Annotated in this window: 19 protein-coding genes; 9 read left to right on the top strand and 10 right to left on the bottom strand. The window is 36.3% G+C overall.

Annotated features, from left to right (window positions below):
- Positions 1-166 precede the first annotated feature (166 nt).
- The 5 genes from BXY75_RS03660 (at position 167) to BXY75_RS03640 (ending at position 3,374) form a co-directional block, all read left to right on the top strand.
- Positions 167-424: a DUF3098 domain-containing protein gene (locus tag BXY75_RS03660; protein WP_121906333.1), complete on the top strand. Its 258-nt coding sequence runs from the start codon at positions 167-169 to the stop codon at positions 422-424.
- Between the two features lie 3 nt (positions 425-427).
- Positions 428-1,222, top strand: coding sequence for an undecaprenyl-diphosphate phosphatase (locus BXY75_RS03655; protein WP_121906332.1), 795 nt, complete (start codon positions 428-430; stop codon positions 1,220-1,222).
- Position 1,223: 1 nt separating this feature from the next.
- Positions 1,224-1,928 carry a tRNA pseudouridine(55) synthase TruB gene (gene truB / locus BXY75_RS03650; RefSeq protein ID WP_121906331.1) on the top strand — a complete coding sequence of 235 codons (705 nt, stop codon included), beginning with the start codon at positions 1,224-1,226 and terminating at the stop codon, positions 1,926-1,928.
- A gap of 130 nt (positions 1,929-2,058) precedes the next feature.
- Complete coding sequence (locus tag BXY75_RS03645) at positions 2,059-2,736, top strand: hypothetical protein (RefSeq protein ID WP_121906330.1); 678 nt, start codon at positions 2,059-2,061, stop codon at positions 2,734-2,736.
- Positions 2,737-2,810: 74 nt separating this feature from the next.
- Positions 2,811-3,374, top strand: coding sequence for a DNA-3-methyladenine glycosylase I (locus BXY75_RS03640; protein ID WP_121906329.1), 564 nt, complete (start codon positions 2,811-2,813; stop codon positions 3,372-3,374).
- A gap of 3 nt (positions 3,375-3,377) precedes the next feature.
- On the opposite strand, the gene BXY75_RS03635 is transcribed toward BXY75_RS03640, so the two are convergent.
- The 5 genes from BXY75_RS03635 to BXY75_RS03615 all read right to left on the bottom strand — a co-directional run bounded on the left by BXY75_RS03635 (position 3,378) and on the right by BXY75_RS03615 (position 7,782).
- Positions 3,378-3,734: a hypothetical protein gene (locus BXY75_RS03635; RefSeq protein WP_121906328.1), complete on the bottom strand. Its 357-nt coding sequence runs from the start codon at positions 3,732-3,734 to the stop codon at positions 3,378-3,380.
- A gap of 158 nt (positions 3,735-3,892) precedes the next feature.
- Positions 3,893-5,575 (bottom strand): agmatine deiminase family protein, encoded by a 1,683-nt coding sequence (locus tag BXY75_RS03630; RefSeq protein WP_170152839.1) that lies wholly within the window; start codon positions 5,573-5,575, stop codon positions 3,893-3,895.
- Positions 5,576-5,707: 132 nt separating this feature from the next.
- Complete coding sequence (gene aat / locus BXY75_RS03625; protein WP_121906326.1) at positions 5,708-6,346, bottom strand: leucyl/phenylalanyl-tRNA--protein transferase; 639 nt, start codon at positions 6,344-6,346, stop codon at positions 5,708-5,710.
- Between the two features lie 150 nt (positions 6,347-6,496).
- Entirely contained in the window at positions 6,497-6,871 is a 375-nt protein-coding gene (locus BXY75_RS03620; protein WP_121906325.1) for a DUF3127 domain-containing protein, read from the bottom strand.
- Between the two features lie 80 nt (positions 6,872-6,951).
- Positions 6,952-7,782 (bottom strand): flavin reductase family protein, encoded by an 831-nt coding sequence (locus BXY75_RS03615; protein ID WP_121906324.1) that lies wholly within the window; start codon positions 7,780-7,782, stop codon positions 6,952-6,954.
- A 180-nt stretch (positions 7,783-7,962) separates the two neighbouring features.
- Between BXY75_RS03615 and BXY75_RS03610 the strand changes: the two genes are divergently transcribed.
- Complete coding sequence (locus BXY75_RS03610; RefSeq protein WP_121906323.1) at positions 7,963-9,114, top strand: sensor histidine kinase; 1,152 nt, start codon at positions 7,963-7,965, stop codon at positions 9,112-9,114.
- Positions 9,114-9,461, top strand: coding sequence for a hypothetical protein (locus BXY75_RS03605; protein WP_121906322.1), 348 nt, complete (start codon positions 9,114-9,116; stop codon positions 9,459-9,461). The genes BXY75_RS03610 and BXY75_RS03605 overlap by 1 nt, the downstream gene beginning before the upstream one ends.
- Here BXY75_RS03605 and BXY75_RS03600 read toward each other — a convergent pair.
- Positions 9,445-9,846 carry an HIT family protein gene (locus BXY75_RS03600; protein ID WP_121906321.1) on the bottom strand — a complete coding sequence of 134 codons (402 nt, stop codon included), beginning with the start codon at positions 9,844-9,846 and terminating at the stop codon, positions 9,445-9,447. The two genes, BXY75_RS03605 and BXY75_RS03600, sit on opposite strands and share 17 nt — an antisense overlap.
- Positions 9,847-9,848: 2 nt before the next feature.
- A complete protein-coding gene (greA, locus tag BXY75_RS03595; RefSeq protein ID WP_121906320.1) occupies positions 9,849-10,325 on the bottom strand; it encodes a transcription elongation factor GreA in 477 nt (158 codons plus the stop codon).
- 183 nt (positions 10,326-10,508) lie between these two features.
- On the opposite strand from greA, the gene BXY75_RS03590 reads away from it, so the two are divergent.
- Positions 10,509-10,943, top strand: coding sequence for a hypothetical protein (locus tag BXY75_RS03590; protein WP_121906319.1), 435 nt, complete (start codon positions 10,509-10,511; stop codon positions 10,941-10,943).
- On the opposite strand, the gene BXY75_RS03585 is transcribed toward BXY75_RS03590, so the two are convergent.
- Positions 10,940-13,117, bottom strand: coding sequence for a TonB-dependent receptor (locus tag BXY75_RS03585; RefSeq protein WP_121906318.1), 2,178 nt, complete (start codon positions 13,115-13,117; stop codon positions 10,940-10,942). The two genes, BXY75_RS03590 and BXY75_RS03585, sit on opposite strands and share 4 nt — an antisense overlap.
- Before the next feature lie 379 nt (positions 13,118-13,496).
- On the opposite strand from BXY75_RS03585, the gene BXY75_RS03580 reads away from it, so the two are divergent.
- Positions 13,497-15,956 (top strand): hybrid sensor histidine kinase/response regulator, encoded by a 2,460-nt coding sequence (locus BXY75_RS03580; RefSeq protein ID WP_121906317.1) that lies wholly within the window; start codon positions 13,497-13,499, stop codon positions 15,954-15,956.
- Here BXY75_RS03580 and BXY75_RS03575 read toward each other — a convergent pair.
- Together BXY75_RS03575 and BXY75_RS03570 are read right to left on the bottom strand one after the other, a co-directional pair.
- A complete protein-coding gene (locus tag BXY75_RS03575; protein ID WP_121906316.1) occupies positions 15,953-17,335 on the bottom strand; it encodes a sigma-54-dependent transcriptional regulator in 1,383 nt (460 codons plus the stop codon). The two genes, BXY75_RS03580 and BXY75_RS03575, sit on opposite strands and share 4 nt — an antisense overlap.
- Before the next feature lie 119 nt (positions 17,336-17,454).
- Positions 17,455-17,814 carry a hypothetical protein gene (locus tag BXY75_RS03570; RefSeq protein WP_147437218.1) on the bottom strand — a complete coding sequence of 120 codons (360 nt, stop codon included), beginning with the start codon at positions 17,812-17,814 and terminating at the stop codon, positions 17,455-17,457.
- Between the last annotated feature and the right edge of the window lie 8 nt (positions 17,815-17,822).

The following is a 17,822-nucleotide window of genomic DNA, read 5'->3' as shown; positions in this document are numbered from 1 at the left end:
TAGCTTTTTTACTTGATAAGAGCAGTCTCAATGCATCAGACGCTTGAGGCGATTATTTTAAATAAAAACGGTATCTTGCACCTCGTTAAAACAGTCATAGAAACTAGTAACCATATAGTGTAGTAAGCTTTGAAAGAGAAGCGTATTTATTCAGAATTGATTAATTATGGGAGAGAAAAAACGAAAAGAAGCAGAAAAGCAATACTTTGTTTTTGAACACAAAAACTACAAGTTTATGCTTATTGGCATCGCGGTGATCGTACTTGGGTTTATCCTAATGGCCGGAGGTGGAAGTGACGACCCTAATGTCTTTAATCCCGAAATTTATAACTGGCGTCGCATTAGGTTAGCTCCGATGATTATTATAATCGGATTTGGTATCGAAGTCTACGCAATTCTATTGAATCCAAACAAAAACGATTAATTTATGGATGCATGGGAAGCAATTATCCTTGGAATTATTCAAGGGTTTACTGAGTTCTTGCCTGTTTCTTCTAGTGGTCATCTTGAAATAGGAAAAGCCATTTTAGGGGACACTTCTGTACCGGAAGAAAGTTTGCTATTTACTGTTATACTTCATTTTGCCACTGCTTTAAGTACCTTGGTGGTTTTCAGAAAAGATGTTTGGGAAATAATATCCGGATTATTAAAATTTAAGTGGAACGAAGAGACACAATTCACTGTAAAAATAATAGTCTCTATGCTGCCCGCAGTAATTATTGGATTGCTGTTTGAAGAGCAATTAGAGTCCTTTTTTGGGGGAAATATTGCCTTTGTCGGTGCCATGTTAATTGTAACAGCGATTCTTCTATGGTTAGCTGATAGATCTAAAAATACAGGGAAACCAGTAACTTTTAAAGATGCCTTTATTATTGGAATTTCACAGGCCATTGCCATGCTCCCGGGAATTTCTCGAAGTGGTGCTACTATTTCTACTTCAGTTTTATTGGGAAATGATAAAAGTAAGGCCGCAAGATTCTCATTTTTAATGGTAGTTCCTCTTATCTTCGGAAAAATTGCCAAAGACATTGTAAGTGGAGATTTAGCAGCAGAAAGTGCAAATTTCTCAACTATGGGACTTGGGTTTATTGCAGCCTTCGTATCGGGCTTGATCGCTTGTACATGGATGATCTCGTTAGTTAAGAAGAGTAAGCTGAGTTACTTCGCTATTTATTGCGTTATTGTAGGAGTCATTGCCATCGCAGTAGGATTATACCAATAATATGGATGTTGAAGATTATAAGGAAGGGCAATTAATTCTCATTGACAAACCGTTGGAATGGACCTCATTTCAGGTGGTGAATAAGATTAGATGGTTAATTCGCAAACAATTTCAACTAAAAAAAATTAAGGTTGGTCATGCCGGTACTTTAGATCCATTGGCCACCGGACTACTTATTCTTTGTACTGGAAAATTCACTAAAAAAATTGATACATATCAGGCGCAGGTAAAAGAATATACCGGGACTTTTACTTTAGGTGCTACAACTCCAAGTTATGATTTAGAGTCTGAAATAAATGCAAGCTTTGATATTTCAGGGATTTCTTCGGAAGAGATATATCAGGCTACACATCAGTTTATAGGAGATATCGAACAACAACCACCGATATTTTCAGCCTTAAAAAAAGACGGAAAGCGACTTTATGAATTTGCCAGAGCCGGGGAAGAGGTAGAAATTCCGAAGCGAAAAATAAATATTTCAGAATTTAAAATTACTAATATCGATCTCCCGAAAGTTGATTTTAGAGTGGTTTGTAGTAAGGGAACTTACATTAGATCTCTAGCCTATGATTTTGGAAAATCTTTAAATAATGGAGCACATCTTTCTGCATTGCGAAGAACAAAAATTGGAGAGTTTGATGTGGAAAAAGCAATTTCAATTGAAGCTTTTGAAGCTGCCCTTAAAAAAGAAAAACCTTTAGACTAAAGACATAAGGGCGTTAAAACAGTCCTAATTTCCTCTTAAAATCAAGAGTTTGTATGTATTTTAGTCAAAAATTTCAGTACTTGTACTAGTGAACTTCAATTATTCATATCGCGCTTTGATTATCACTTCAATGCTATTCGGAATTTTGTTTCTTGCTTTCAAAAGCATAAATCTCTCAAAATACGAATATGTTAATGAAGAAAATTTTGATATAGAATTTTCCGAAGAAGACATTATTCCTGAAGATGAAATTGCCGCTATCTCGAAACGTGATATTAATGTTGAAACCAACAGAGCCTTTAATGAAGCCGAAAAATTTATCTCAGAATTGGAAAAAGATCGTTTAGATCCTAACGAAAACCAAGATGGACAAAAGCAGGAGGCACAAAATTCTGAAACTAATTCAGACGGAGATGCAGAAGGCTCCAAAATTGTTCAAGAAAAGAAAAAAGTTTCCGAAGAAAAAAAAGAAATTTCTAATGGACGCGACAAGAATAAAGAAATAGCTAAATCTACGTCCTCAAAAAGAAATAGTACGGTGAGTTATCGGTTGGTGAACAGAAATCAATTATATCTGCCAAATCCCGTTTATACCTGTGGTAATTACGGCAAAGTGGTTATCAATATTGAAGTAAATGCATTGGGGAAGGTGACTAAAGCCACATATAACGACACATCTTCTACTACCAAAAATGAATGTCTAATTGATAGTGCATTGGAATATGCGCGACAAGCTATTTTTACGACAGCTTCAGATAAAATCAGGCAGCTTGGATCCATAACTTACAACTTTCAAGGGCAGGATTAGGAGATTTATTTTTTCCGAAGAAATACTACAAAACCACTATCTTTAATCTAATTAATGAATTATAATTAAACTACATGGATAAAGAAAGATGCGGATGGTGTGGAAATGATCCGCTTTATATGGCATACCATGACAATGAATGGGGTGTTCCTGTTTACGATGATCGAACTCTATTTGAATTTCTAATTCTGGAGACCTTTCAAGCCGGATTAAGTTGGATTACCATACTAAGGAAACGAGAAAACTTCAGAAAGGCCTTTGATCAATTCGATTATAAGAAAATAGCAATGTACGGTGACAAAAAAATAGCTTCTCTTTTGGAAGACGCAGGAATAGTAAGAAATAAGTTAAAGGTGAATGCTGCCGTTAGTAATGCAATTGCGTTTATGAAAGTGCAAGAGGAGTTTGGAAGCTTTAGCAAGTACATTTGGGGATTTGTAGACCATAAACCCATTAAAAATAAGCTAGCCTCATTAAAAAACGCTCCTGCAAATACGCCACTTAGCGATAAACTAAGTAAAGATTTGAAGAAACGTGGTTTTAAGTTTGTGGGCACTACAGTAGTGTATGCTCACATGCAAGCAACCGGCATGGTAAATGACCATGTGGTTAGTTGTTTTAGGTACAATAAAGTTTAAATTCTAGTTGGTCTGACTGTTTGAAGCCACTAGATATTCATTGTTATTTACCTCAAGATCTAATGCCTTTAAGGTCTGTCTGTAACGATGCGCTAAAGTGGCATCTTTCGGTTTTTCTACATTAAATAGTTTTTCAAACCACTTTTTCGCCTTGGTATACTCATTTTTAAAGTAATAAGCATTAGCGAGTTCTTGATAAATAAAGGGGGTGCCATAGCCTTCCACGACAACCTGTTCGTAGACCTTTACAACATCAACATCTTTATTTACATCGGTTTTTTTCTTGGCGCTTGTTTGAGCACTAATTGAAATGGAAAAACAAGCAAATAGAATAGCTAGAAGGTGGGGAAACCTTTTCATAGGGTGGGTGTTTTTAAAATTTACTTGATAAAAGTAAGAAAATTCTTTGAAATAAGGAAATTTCCTACAAATTATTATTAATACTAGGTTTGTTATACAATAGAACAAAAAAAACCGCAGTATGTTGCGGTCTAATCTGTTAAAATTTATTGTGACAATTAAAACTTAACAACTTTTTTGACAATTCGTCCAAAATCTCCTTCAAAAGTAAAGATCAAAGTGCCTTGCCAGCTTTCTTTTAATCTTATTTCTAGTTGCCCCTTTTCGTCGGATTCTATAAATTTTGTGTACAGGTTTTGACCCAACATATTATAGATAGATACCTTAAAATTCCCGTCAAGTTTTCCAAGATTAAAGAACACCTTGCCAGTTGTAGGATTTGGATAAGCCGACGAAATTTGTTGTTCTGCCCAATCATTTACAGATAGCAACATGGTTTCTATCGTCCAATAACCTGCCGGTGCGACAATAGGTCGTGCTAATGTTTTTCCTGAATTTGCTTCTGCAATTATATAATACTCAACATTCGTTTCGACTATATTCAAATTGGCGGTCCAATTATCATCGCTAACAAACGACATTACTGTTTCATTAAAGGTCCCCGATCCTTCTTCGCGCCACATCACCTTTGCATTATTAATTCCTGAAATATGCTTAATCATAGCGTCTATTTGAACACTACTGTTCGAAATTGCTTCATCAATAGGCTGGTGTACGATCCAAAGTGGTTCTTCCACACCAATAGTATGGGTAATACAATGCAACGCTCCCAATTGAGAAATAAGATTCTCTCCCGGATTATCCACGTCAATACCTACAATATTGTATCCAGGCATCAATTCCTGATAATAGGCCAATGCTGGATCATCAACCTCAGGACGATACGTTGGCACCAATACAGTTTTATTTAGAATTAATGAATTACTGAAGGTTCGGTAATACCCTCCTGTGTCCGGATAACTCCCACTCGTACTTGGAGGGGCATCAATCCATTTCACATCGTAGGGAGTGCCAAAAACCGATTGAAAATTGCTCAGAACATAATCTATATTGGCTTCAATCTGTGGACCATCTGCCACGCCCGAAGGATAACGACTCACCAGTAGTGTTTCCTCATCTAATAGCTTCATGTGCATATCTATATGGTGAATCACATCGTAAGGCAGCACATCCATCTTTATATAATTTTCTATACCCATATACGCCTGCATAATACCATCTATCTGCGCTTCAGTTTTTACCGAAACTCCATAAGGATTTCCGGCTTCATTCTCGTTTAAGATCAAACTTGAAGCAAAGGCGTTTCCTAATCCGTCCGACATATAATTCCCTCCTGTGTTCACAAGATCGTTGGTCCCCGAATCCGTTATATAAATATCTGTTCCTGTAAAAGAAGCATGAGCCGATGGCATAATATCATCCATGGGTCTAGGTCTATTATAGATCCAATCTGTTAATGCAAGTTCTCCAACATCATCAGAGTAGATAGTATTTCCAGCATAATCGCGAATCCAAATGCTATTCCATGGTTCATTAAGGAAACTCACATTACTAAGATCAACTCCTCCGGCCGTTAAGTAATTTTCAACAGAAGCCTGATTCTGCGTAGTGATAATCACCTTACATTCCTGCACTCCTGCCGCTACGATTTGACGAAGTATTCCTTGAAAATTTGACTCCCAAGTAACTAATAAATATTCGACTTCCTCCCATTCGGCAGCTGCTCTCACTGGTCCTGTGGGCGGCGGCGTGAAACGATTGCTGGTAAACTGAAATTCTGTAATTAGTTCTTTTTCTGCTTCGGAAAGTCCCTTCGGAAGGAATTCGCTTTGCTGAGCCATGACATGCGAAGTGGAAATGACCAAGAATATGATTGTTATGAATTTAAAGTAGAAGTTGCGCATAATAGAAGATAAGTTGATTTTTCGAAGATACTTTAATTTGATAAATTAACCGCAACTCATTGACCACTATCACATAAGATATTCTAAAAAATCACTTCGTGGCATTTCTTCAGCACCCAAACTTTCAAGGTGTGCTGTGTACATTTGACAGTCGATTAGATTATAATCTTTCTTTTTTAAAGCTTCAATTAGATGATAAAATCCCACTTTAGATGCATCACTTTTAAGGCTAAACATACTTTCTCCACAGAAAATTTTTTTCTCAGGAAGGTCCATACCATATAATCCTCCCACTAATTCTCCTTCTAACCAAACTTCGACAGATAGTGCATGTCCCATTTCATGTAAAGCAGAATAAGCCCGTTGCATTTCATTTGTAATCCATGTTCCACCCTGTCCATCTCTTTTTATTTTTGCACAATTTTGTATGACTTCGGAAAATGCTGAGTTAAATGTTACTCTAAATTTTTGCTGTCTCAAAGTCTTTTGAAGGCTCTTAGACACTTTCAACTTTTCAGGAAGCAACACCATCCTTGGGTCAGGACTCCACCATAAAATAGGTTGTCCATCTTCATACCAAGGAAAAATCCCCGAATTATATGCTAATAACAAACGCTCGACAGACAAGTCACCTCCAACGGCCAATAATCCGTCCTGATCTGCTTCGGAAGGTGGTGGAAATTGTATGAACGGATCGAGGTAATGCATTGGGTATTCAGATTTAAGATTTAAGATTTAAGATTTAAGAGGAAAAAGCGATTAAATATTACTTCGATAGTACGGGTGATATTCATCTTATAAAAATAAAAAAATCCCGCTTTGAGAGGCGGGATTCAATAATTTCATTTCGAAAATTAATTAGAATGGCAAATCGTCGTGCTCTTCTTCATTAAGATCATTCGCTGGTTCGAAAGCATCTACCGGAGGCATTGGAGGCATCCCGCCTGAAGCAGCTTGCTCTACATTTTCAATTCTCCAACCGGTAATAGAGTTAAAATATTTAGTTTCCCCTTGTGGATTCACCCATTCGCGGCCTCTAACATTAATGCTTACTTTTACATTTGCTCCTACCTGATAAGAGTTCAATAAATCGGTTTTATCTTGCACGAACTCAATAAGAATATGTTGAGGATATTGTTCTTCGGTGGTTATGACCATCTCTCTCTTTCTAAAACCATTATTTCCATAGGTTTTAGTTTCATCTATCATTTTGATTTTTCCTTGTAATTCCATTTTCTGTTATCTATAATTATTATTTATTCTAGGCCCTTTCTTATGGGCATCGCGTTCATTTTTTACTGATTTTTCGATTTTCAACGGCTGGTTAAAATTTTCCAGGCTTCGGAAATATTCCCGTTACAAAGCTGCTGCTGTGCTAAGGTATGAATTTCTTCTGAAGCACTTGCAAATCCTTCCGAATCAATAGGTAGGCTTTCAACATTAGCCAACATACCAAGATCATTTCCGGTAAAAATATTACTTTTTTTAATCGCTTCCGGAAGTGCATCCACTCCAATTCCGAGTGTTGATAAAGGTTTTGGCACTTCAAAAATCCCTTCCTTGGCACGATTATACCAATTTCCACCCATACGAGCAACCGTATCGATTTTTACTGGATCTATTCTTCCATCTTCATCGAGGATAGCTTCATCAATATGTAATTGTACCACTTCACAAATAATCAGATTTCCGGCACCACCTTCCTTTCCGAGGGCAATCACTTCGTTGACCTTACATTCAAATTGTACAGGCGATTCTGCTACTCTAGGAGGTTTTACTAGTGTTGAAGGTGCTTCTGTAAATCCTGCTTTTTTAAATTCATTGACACCCTCGGCATACTCTGTAGAAGCTAAAGACATTTGCTGCACCATATTGTAGCTCACGATATTAATTACCACTTCTTTGGTGGCAATCACATTTTCCAGTGTGTGTTTGGTAGTATTGTCCCGTACCCTTCTAGCCGGAGAAAATATCATGATAGGAGGATTTGCACTAAAAACATTGAAAAAACTAAAGGGTGAAAGGTTCACATTACCATCTGCATCTACTGTACTCGCAAAAGCAATTGGTCTGGGAGCTATCGCCCCCAAAAGGTAACCATGTAGTTTTGCTGTGCTAATTTCCTGTGGGTTAATTGATATCATGGACTGCAAATGTATTGAATCCTAAATGTTTGTAAAAATTTGGTTATACAATAATATCAACATATTTCCATTATATTTATCGAGCTACGTATCTTTTAAAACTATCGAATAAAAAAACGTGCTTTATAGCCTAAAAATGTCCTGTAAATTGTGACATTTACAAAAATTATTGCTTTATCTATGCAGAATTACACGATACTTACGCGTTGGTTATTTATCATTTCTTCCCTGCTTATCATTGGACTTATATTATTTAACACTTATACGTTTTTTAATCAGTTAAAGGACAATGAGCGTAGTAAAATGCAGATTTGGGCTGCTGCACAAACAGAGCTTCAGAATGATGATAGAGATGCTGTGATAAGTGAAACAGCATTAGAAGTTATTCGAAGCAATCATACAACTCCAATGCTTGTTTATAGTCATAAGGAGCAAATTTATACCGAAAGAAATATTCCAAAAAATCAGGTAAATTCTGTCGAAAAAAAAGAGAAACTTGCTACCCAATTCACTTCAGAATACAAACCCATAGAAATAAGATATAAGGACGAACTCCTTGGTACTATCTATTACGGAAACTCGCCTATTATCAATAAGTTGAAATATTATCCGGCTGCGCTGATTTTAATCCTTTTCCTATTTATAGCAGCCATCTATTTCTTCTATAAAACATCGAAATCTTCTGAACAGAATAAATTGTGGGCAGGAATGGCGAAAGAAACAGCTCATCAAATTGGAACGCCCTTATCTTCGCTTGTTGGATGGGCAGAAATATTAAAATCGGAAAATGTTAATCCGAATTATATCTTAGAAATAGAGAAGGACATTGACCGTCTGGAAACCATAACTGAACGTTTTTCGAAGGTGGGTTCGGTTCCCAAATTAGAGCGTACAGATCTTGTGGTGCAAACAAAAGCGGCTTTTGATTATTTACAAAGTAGAAGTTCAAAATTAATTATATTTGAATTAGACATCCCTGACGAAGAGATTTATGTAAAGTTGAATCCGCAGCTCTATAGTTGGACGATCGAAAATCTCGTTAAGAACGGAATTGATGCCATGAAGGGAAAAGGCACCATTTCTATATCGATCTTTCAGTCATCCAAGTACGCATTAATTCATGTGCATGACACAGGAAAAGGCATTCAGAAAAGATACTTTAAAAGAATTTTTAAACCAGGATACACAAGTAAAAAACGAGGTTGGGGACTTGGTCTTTCACTGGCAAAACGAATTATTTCAGAATACCATAACGGTAAAATTCGGGTGCTAAAGAGTAATCCGGGAACAGGAACAACCATGGAAATTGCTTTACGCTTAAACGAACTATAATGAACACCACCGAACATATCTTACATATCGCGAACTTAAATAATAATTGTCCGGAGTGCTCTAAGAAAGACGGTCTCGAAATTTCATTTGTACAGGAGGAACAGCTTGGTAAATTCTATTCCAAAGTTGGTAAAGACGTTAAAGACACGATTTATTGTAAAACATGTAAGTCGGTGATTTATCCTGTAAACTGGACAGAAGATTTAGATCGTATTTACCAGTATCACAAAAAGCAAGCTATTCCAATGAAAAGCGGATTGAAGCTAAAACCAATTTCATTCAAACTTATGTTTCTTGGGATAGGTATTCTGATAATAATTCTGGTGCTGCTTACACAGTTTGGCTAAGTTGCTTCCGAATCTCTTCTGAAAGTGTTGTAAGGGCTTCCGAAGACATAGAAATCTTATTTGTGAAAGTCATTTCGCTCATCGTATTCAACGGAATAAGATGTACGTGCACATGAGGAACTTCAAGACCTATTACAGCCATTCCAATTCTTTTGCAGGGCACCGTTTTTTTTAAGGCTTCAGCAACCTTTCTCGAAAATTTCATTAATTCGAGATAGGTATTTTCGTCAAGATCAAAGAGTTTGTCTACTTCCTGTTTAGGCACACACAAAGTATGACCTTTAGCATTAGGGTTAATATCCAAAAAGGCAATAAAATTCTCGTCCTCTGCCACTTTATAAGAGGGAATTTCACCGTTAATTATTTTCGTAAAAATAGTTGCCATAACTAGTCTCTGGATATTTCCAAAATCTCAAATTTTAAAATTCCATTGGGAACCTCTATTTCGGAGATGTCTCCCACTTTTTTTCCAAGCAATCCATGACCGATTGGAGAATCCACAGAAATTTTTCCGGTTTTCAAATCAGCTTCACTTTGTGCAACCAATTTATATACCATTTCCATCCCATTCGATTGATTTTTGATCTTCACTTTAGAATGTACTAATACTTTAGAGGTGTCTAAGACAGATTCATCGATAAGTCGAGCATTCGCATAGGTTTCCTCCATTTTTGAGATACGCATTTCCAACATACCCTGAGCCTCTTTAGCTGCATCATACTCGGCATTCTCACTTAAATCCCCTTTATCACGTGCTTCGGCGATTGCCTTTGACGCATTTGGACGCTCCACATCTCTAAAATGATCGAGCTCTTCTCTCAATTTTTTGAGTCCTTCGGCTGTATAATAAGATACTTTACTCATAATATTTTCGTTTGTCAATTACAAACTTGTTTAATTCATTTACATTACAAATCACGTACTATCGGATTCGATTCCTTAAATACAAAAAATCCCATGCACAGACGGGATTTCGTTACACAAATATACTAAAAAATTACTTGTGTTGTAAATTGTATTACTTTTGACATTAAAATTATATCTGCAATGAAAAATATTCTCATCCTCCTTTCAATTTGTTTCCTAATTTCGGGTTGTAATAAAGATGATAGCCCTAATGATAATAACCCATATTTATTGGACCCATTGGTAGGCATTACTTTAAATTTAAACCTACCACAGTACAATGCCCTTAAATTTACTGGAAATAGTATTGAGCTTGCTGGTGAAGGATTAAAAGGTATTGTTGTCTATAATATTAATAACGAGCAATATGCTGCTTTCGAACTCAGTGACCCAAACCACATTCCTAGTGGTTGTTCTAAAATGGAAGTTGACGGAATTATTGCTACCTGCCCATGTACTACAGACTCAAACGAATACAATATTATAACCGGACAGCATATGTTAAATCAGAATTTGTATCCGATGCAACGGTATAATGCCATTCGTACCGGCGATGTAGTTCAAATAAGTAATTAGAACTTAATGGTCGCGCCTACCAAAAAGTTAATTTCTGCTTGTGGATAATATCCTGCACCTTCAACAGTTGAAATCACACCAGGATTTGAATAATCATCATCGAAGGTATAGAAATATCCATTGGACACATATTTTACATTAAAAAGATTATTTACCAAGCCAGAAAATACAATTTCACGAACCAAGGGTAGCTTATCTAAAGTGTACACTACATTAAAATCATTGATAAAGTAGCTATCCAATTTAGAAACTTCGCTGTTGATATTCCCCATATACTGGTCTCCAACAAACTTTGAAAGTAAAATGAGTCGAAGTTTTTCTATTGGGCTAAACTCAATACGGTTCCCAACAACGATTTCCGGAGAAAAAGAGATATTCGTATTGCCTAGATTTACCAATTCCCCATTTTGGGGTGTCACAAAATCAACGTTTTTATTTGTACTTAGTGCGATATTAGGGTAAAGTTTAATTTTTTCTGAAACTTTTAAATCGGCATCAATTTCAAGACCTAAACGGAAACTCTTTCCACTGGTCGCACGAATTGGAGCTCCAACATCGTCTAAAGCACCCGTAAGTACTAGTTGGTCTTTATAATCCATGTAAAAAAGATTCGTGTTGATTTTGGTTTTTTCTGAAGTAATTCTCCATCCTAATTCAAAGTCGTCGAGTTTTTCAGCTGTAAAGATGCCCTGTTCAAAATCACTTCTTCTAGGTTCCCGGTTTGCTCTTCCGTAGGAAAGATAAAACTGATTTTTAGCATTTAGTTGCAGTGAAACACCGGCCTTAGGGTTTAGAAAGTTATATGTTTCATCGACTTTCAATTCGAAAAGATCTGAAGTGATTCCGCTGCTGCGATAGCTAATAAAACGTCCTTGCAGGTCTCCAAAAGCACTCCATTGGTCATTAAATCTATAACTCATTTTTCCGAAAACGGTGAATTCATTCTTATCTCCATTCCCCGAATAGTAACGATCTCTAATTTCCGAGCCACCAGCATTCTGAGCCCAAATTACTTCTCCAAAATGATCACCGCCATAATAACTATAAAATAGTCCTCCGTTTACCTCAACCTTTTCATTTTTATAATTCACATTGGCATTGGCTGCGTAAAAATTATTGTTCAACCAGCGACGACGAATTAGGTCGGTGGTGTTTATAATTTCACCTCCCACTTCAATTGGCTCAAAACCATAATCCTCAAAATCTTCATCTTCTTTATATTGCTCAAAATAACCCCGTCCGTAAGTATAATTAAAAGACACATTTGTACTCCAATTGTTGTTAAATCGTTGATTCCACAGCAACTGATAATGATCTTGAGAATAATTATCCACTTCCTTATCGTAAAACTGCACATTGCCTTCTACATCAGTATACATACCCGAAGGATTAAAAGTTCTATCGGTTTCTAATGTTTCTACATCAATACCATTCCAAGCCTGATAAGTAATTTCCTGACCTCCAAAAGCCAATGCTTTTATTAGAGTATTTTTATTGACATAGGCGCCTTGCACGAAATAAGATTTCAGGTCGCTGGCGGCACGATCGATATAACCATCAGACTGAATCGTAGATAAGCGACCTGCAATTTCGAAATGATTATTTAATAATCCTGTGCTGAATTTTACATTGTGTTTTCTGGTCTTATATGAACCAATTGAGTTTGCTATTTCTCCAAAGGCCACTTCGGAAACACCGTCTGTAAGCATATTTAAGCTTGCTCCAAAAGCACCAGATCCATTTGTAGAAGTTCCAACACCACGCTGCAACTGAAGGCTCTGAACAGAAGAAGTAAAATCGGGAAGGTTCACAAAAAAAGTTCCTTGACTCTCGGCATCGTTAAAAGGGATTCCGTTTAAGGTTACATTCACTCGAGATGCATCACTTCCACGAACACGTATATACGTATATCCAACCCCTGCTCCAGCATCACTTGTAGTTACCACAGATGGCAAATAGTTAAGCATATAGGGGATGTCTTGTCCTAGATTACGTTCTTCCAGTTCTTCCTTCTCAATATTAGAGTGAGTGATGGGTGAATCGGCATCTACCCGAACAGATTTTACAATTACTTCTTCCAACTTCTCAATAGATAGAGAGTCTTTTACTTTTTCTTGGGCATTGATTAATCCCGCCGAAAATAATAAGGTAATAGCAATGAATAGCTGCTTCATTCGTAATGGTTTTGTTACGAATAAAAGGGGTAATTATTCTGTGATTTGATTAAATAATGAAATGATTTTTGAAATTAATTGTAAGTCATAAACTAAGACAGACTTACTTTTAAATCAAATTCCCCGTGCCTGACATAAAATTTAATTATGTCGGCCCGCGCCTTACCAAAAAATATCTACCGGACATTTTCTTTACGCTTGGCTTCCTAAACAGCATTACCTGTTCTAGGTTCGATGGGTATAATCTCAGCCAATCTACTTTAATTAAATTAGCACCCCTTTGAGATGGATGCAAAGATACAACTTCTTATTATCTGAACTATTTATTTTTATCATAAACGAGCGTCGTTCACGTTAAATTTGTGAGTATTTTTATATTATGAACAGACTGAAGAATAAATTTACCTTCAAAATTATACTGAGCTACCTGGTTATTGGCTCATTAGCCTTGGTGGCGAGTATGTTCATCTATTCTGAATATGAAAAATATGTAAGTAATACTTCTGAAACATCATTAGACGAAAAGTTTATTGAAACAGGAACCTTGATCAATTCTGTTTATGAAACTGATGGATTTTCACGAATCGCGCTACTTACTCAAAGTGATGATGACTTTGATACATATCAACTAAAAGTCGATTCTCTCTTTGCACAAATTGAAATGATCAAAAAACTGTCTGCAAATGAATATCAGGTGAAACAACTTGACTGTGTGAGGACATTGCTAGTTGAAAAGAATAAAAATATTGAACAACTCCGTTTGCTACAGATTACAAGTAGTAAAGATTCTTCCTTAGATGATATCCTGTACGAAATTAAAAAACTGGAAGAGTCCATTGGTAAAACTTCTATGAAGGAAATGATTAATAACCCTTCGAAACTTTCTAAAAAACAACAGGAATTCTGGCAATCTTACACCGATTGGTTTAATTCGGATGTACTCAAAGATGATAATAAGGTAAAAGCAAACACTGTAGATTCAATGCTCACAGCCTCACGTTACATTGTTAGAGAAGCCAAACGGGAAAATTCGAAAATTCGAAAATCTCTTGAAGAAAAACAAAATGAACTTATTGGAAACGATCTTACAATTTCAGAGCAATTAAGAAAAATCATTGCAGCCCTCGACACTGAAATTAAGAGAAACAAGAAGGCTGAAGAAGCAAACAGGATTATCGCTATAGAACGAACCTCATCTGTTTTAAGAATTGTAGGGATTATTGGGGGCCTCGTTATTCTACTCTTTTCATATCTAATTATCACAGATTTCTTTAAGGCCGAAAAACTCAAGCGTATTCTACAAGAGGAGAAACATTATTCAGACGATTTACTAAAAAGTCGGGAACAGTTAATTTCGACTGTGAGTCATGACTTAAAAACGCCGCTCAATACCATCTTAGGATATTCTGAATTAGTGGTGAACACTTCACTTACCGATAAGCAGCGACATTATGTAAAACAAATTGCCAGTAGCTCAAATTTCGTTACAAAACTAGTTGATGATTTATTAGATTTCTCAAAACTGGAAGCGGGAAAACTGACGATCGAAGAAATCCCTTTTTCATTAGAAAATCTCATTAATCAAACCGCAAAAGCTTCAAAAGAATTACACATTGATAAAGAAGTGGTGTTAAAGGTTTACGTGGACGATGACTTAAAAGACAGCTTATTTATTGGTGATCCACTACGTCTTCAGCAAATATTGAATAACCTAATTGGAAATGCTTTTAAATTTACCGAGAAAGGAAGTATTACCGTAAAAGCAAGTAAGGGGACGGTAAAAGGTGATACTATCTTGGCGCAAATATCGGTGCAAGACACAGGAATAGGTATTTCCGAAGAGAAAATACAAAGCATTTTTAAAGAGTTTACTCAGGCTGAAGTGGATACCGCAAAGAGGTTTGGAGGATATGGACTTGGCTTGGCTATTTCCAAAAAGCTTAGTGAATTGTTACACGGAAAACTAATCGCAGAGAGTGTCTTAGGGAAAGGAAGCACATTTACGCTTCAAATTCCATTGAAAATTTCAAAGAAAACCTATACTGCTCATAAGCCGAAAAACACGATCCAAACATTCGAATTAAAGGCATTGGTTTTTGATGATGATCAGTCCATGTTACGTCTGTTAGAAGAGGTATTGCTTCAAATGGGAATAGAAAGTACAACATGTACCGATCTCCAAAAAGCACAAAATACCGAGGCTTTAGAGTTTGATTTTGTACTTACGGACATACAAATGCCAAATATGGATGGTTTCGAGCTTTTAACAAAGATGAAAAATGGAGCTCTCGAAGCTTATAAAGATCAACCTATAATTGCCATGACTGGGAATAGGGAGATTGGTAAAGCAATTTATCTTGAGAAAGGTTTTGCTGAAATGCTTCGGAAACCATTCAGTAAGGAACAACTCATCGACGCATTAATAAAACTGTTTCCGGAAAAAGTTTCTTTGAAGAGCATAAATTCTTCCGAAGCTATTTCAGAAACACCTCAAAACAACAACACGAACATTTACAATTTGACCCTTTTAAAATCATTTGTATCAGATAAAGATGCCCTCTGTAAATTATTAAAGGATTATCTAAAGGAAACCGAAGAAGATAGAATTAGATTGGAACAAGCCATTTCAACCAATAACTATGAGGCGATATCAAATGTCTCTCATAAAATGCTTACCATGAAGCGGCAATTGGAAGCCAAGAAGATCATTCCCATTTTGGAACAATTAGAACACGCAACACCACAAAACTTACCTGAAAAGAAACTGAAAAAACTAGTCGGGTCACTACACAAAGAGTTAAATGTATTAGTTGAAGAGATTGAATCTGAAATTTCTTAAGACTTCAATTGATATTGTGCAATCTTGTTATATAATGTCTTTCGAGTAATATGAAGAAGTTTCGCAGCTCTGGATTTGTTATTCCCGGCCTCTTTTAATGCATTTATAATAAGTTGTTTTTCGTTCGATTCTTTCGAGAAATCAACTACAGGCGTTTCTGTGTTCGACGCCACAAGTACTTCACGAGGAATGACATCCAAAGGAATAAGATCTGAATTTGTTAGTAATACCGAGCGTTTTATTACATTTTTAAGCTCCCTCAAATTTCCTGGCCAGGCATATCGCTTAAATGCTTCTTCTACCTGCTTAGACAGTCCAATTACATTTTTTCCGAGCGCTTCATTTGCTTGTTCTAAAAAATGATGCGTAAAAAGGAATAAATCATCCTTTCGATCTCTCAACGAAGGAATTTCTATCGAAAATTCATTAAGCCTATGGTAAAGGTCCTCTCTAAATTTACCAAGGGCAACTGCTTTTACCAGATCTTCATTTGTTGCAGTAATAATACGTACATCTACGTCTATTTCCATATTACTTCCAACCGGTTTTATTTTTCGTTCCTGTAATGCCCTTAACAACTGTATTTGATTTTCGTAAGACAGGTTACCCACCTCATCCAAAAAAAGTGTGCCTTTATTGGCAGCTTCAAAATGTCCGGTTTTATCGTTTACGGCACCTGTAAAACTCCCTTTAACGTGTCCGAAAAACTCACTGGCCGCGATTTCTTTTGGGATAGCTCCACAATCTACAGCCACAAAATTATTTTTACTTCTTGAACTATATGCATGAATTGCTTTGGCAGCAACTTCTTTTCCAGTTCCACTTTCACCTTGAAGTAAAACATTCATAAGAGTTGGACCAACCAGCTTTAAATATTCATTGAATTTTTTTGAAACTTCACTTATTCCATTTATAAAAGTGCCTGGATCCCTCGACAACTCTCGATTGGGCAAACCATGGTTGTTTTCATTATCAGGTTTCTTCTGGCCAATCTCAACTTTTGAAGATGATTCAATTACAAGATCTGTCGCTTGTTCTATAATCATCAATAATTCTTCCGGACGAAAAGGTTTTGAAATATAATCTAACGCTCCTTTTTTAATTGCTTCAACAGCGGTGGTTACATCTGCGTAGCCGGTCATTAGAATCATTTGTGTACTTGGCGTAACTTTCTTTGAGTAGTCTAGTAGAGCCAAACCGGAATCTTCTGGTAACTTAAGATCTGTAATTAGCAACTCGTAGGTATTTTTATTTAAATGATCTCTGGCTTCCTTTCCGGTGGTACATAAGGAGACCTCGAAATTATTTCGCTCCAAAAATGCCATTATCATTTTTCCAAAAGCAATATCGTCTTCTACTATAAGTATCCTTTTTTTCATCCTATCGGTTCATTGGGCAAAAATAAGGAGTATAAAAGAGTAAGTAGTTTAAAATTATCATAAAAAAAGGAGCGCCCAATTGGACACTCCTTAGAGAATTGAATCTAAATACCCGCAGTTTACTGCTTCTCTATAAATTCTCCATTTTGATTTAGATAAACTGTTTGGGTTGTATCGTCCAAACTATCTGCATCTTCAGTACCAGAAAGTACTAACTTAAATAATCCTTTTTCATTGGTATATGCGTTTGCAATAGTAGCATCATCGTAAGATGTTGCAACGGCATCTTTCACTTCTTGTGGTAAATCGGTTGCTTTGATTTCCTTATAATCCTGAAGTGCTGCCACGTTTACATTAGAAACTTCCATCGCCTTTACTGGAGTCTCGTTCATAGCTGTTGGTTGTTTTTCATCGGTTTGAGCATTTACAGCTGTAACCATTCCTAATGCGAATACTGAGGCAAAAAATAACTTTTTCATGTTTTTGT

The sequence above is a fragment of the Ulvibacter antarcticus genome (assembly GCF_003688405.1).
Lineage (GTDB): Bacteria > Bacteroidota > Bacteroidia > Flavobacteriales > Flavobacteriaceae > Ulvibacter > Ulvibacter antarcticus.
The sequence above is the reverse complement of the archived record's forward strand: the minus strand, read 5'-3'. Positions and strand labels throughout refer to the sequence as shown.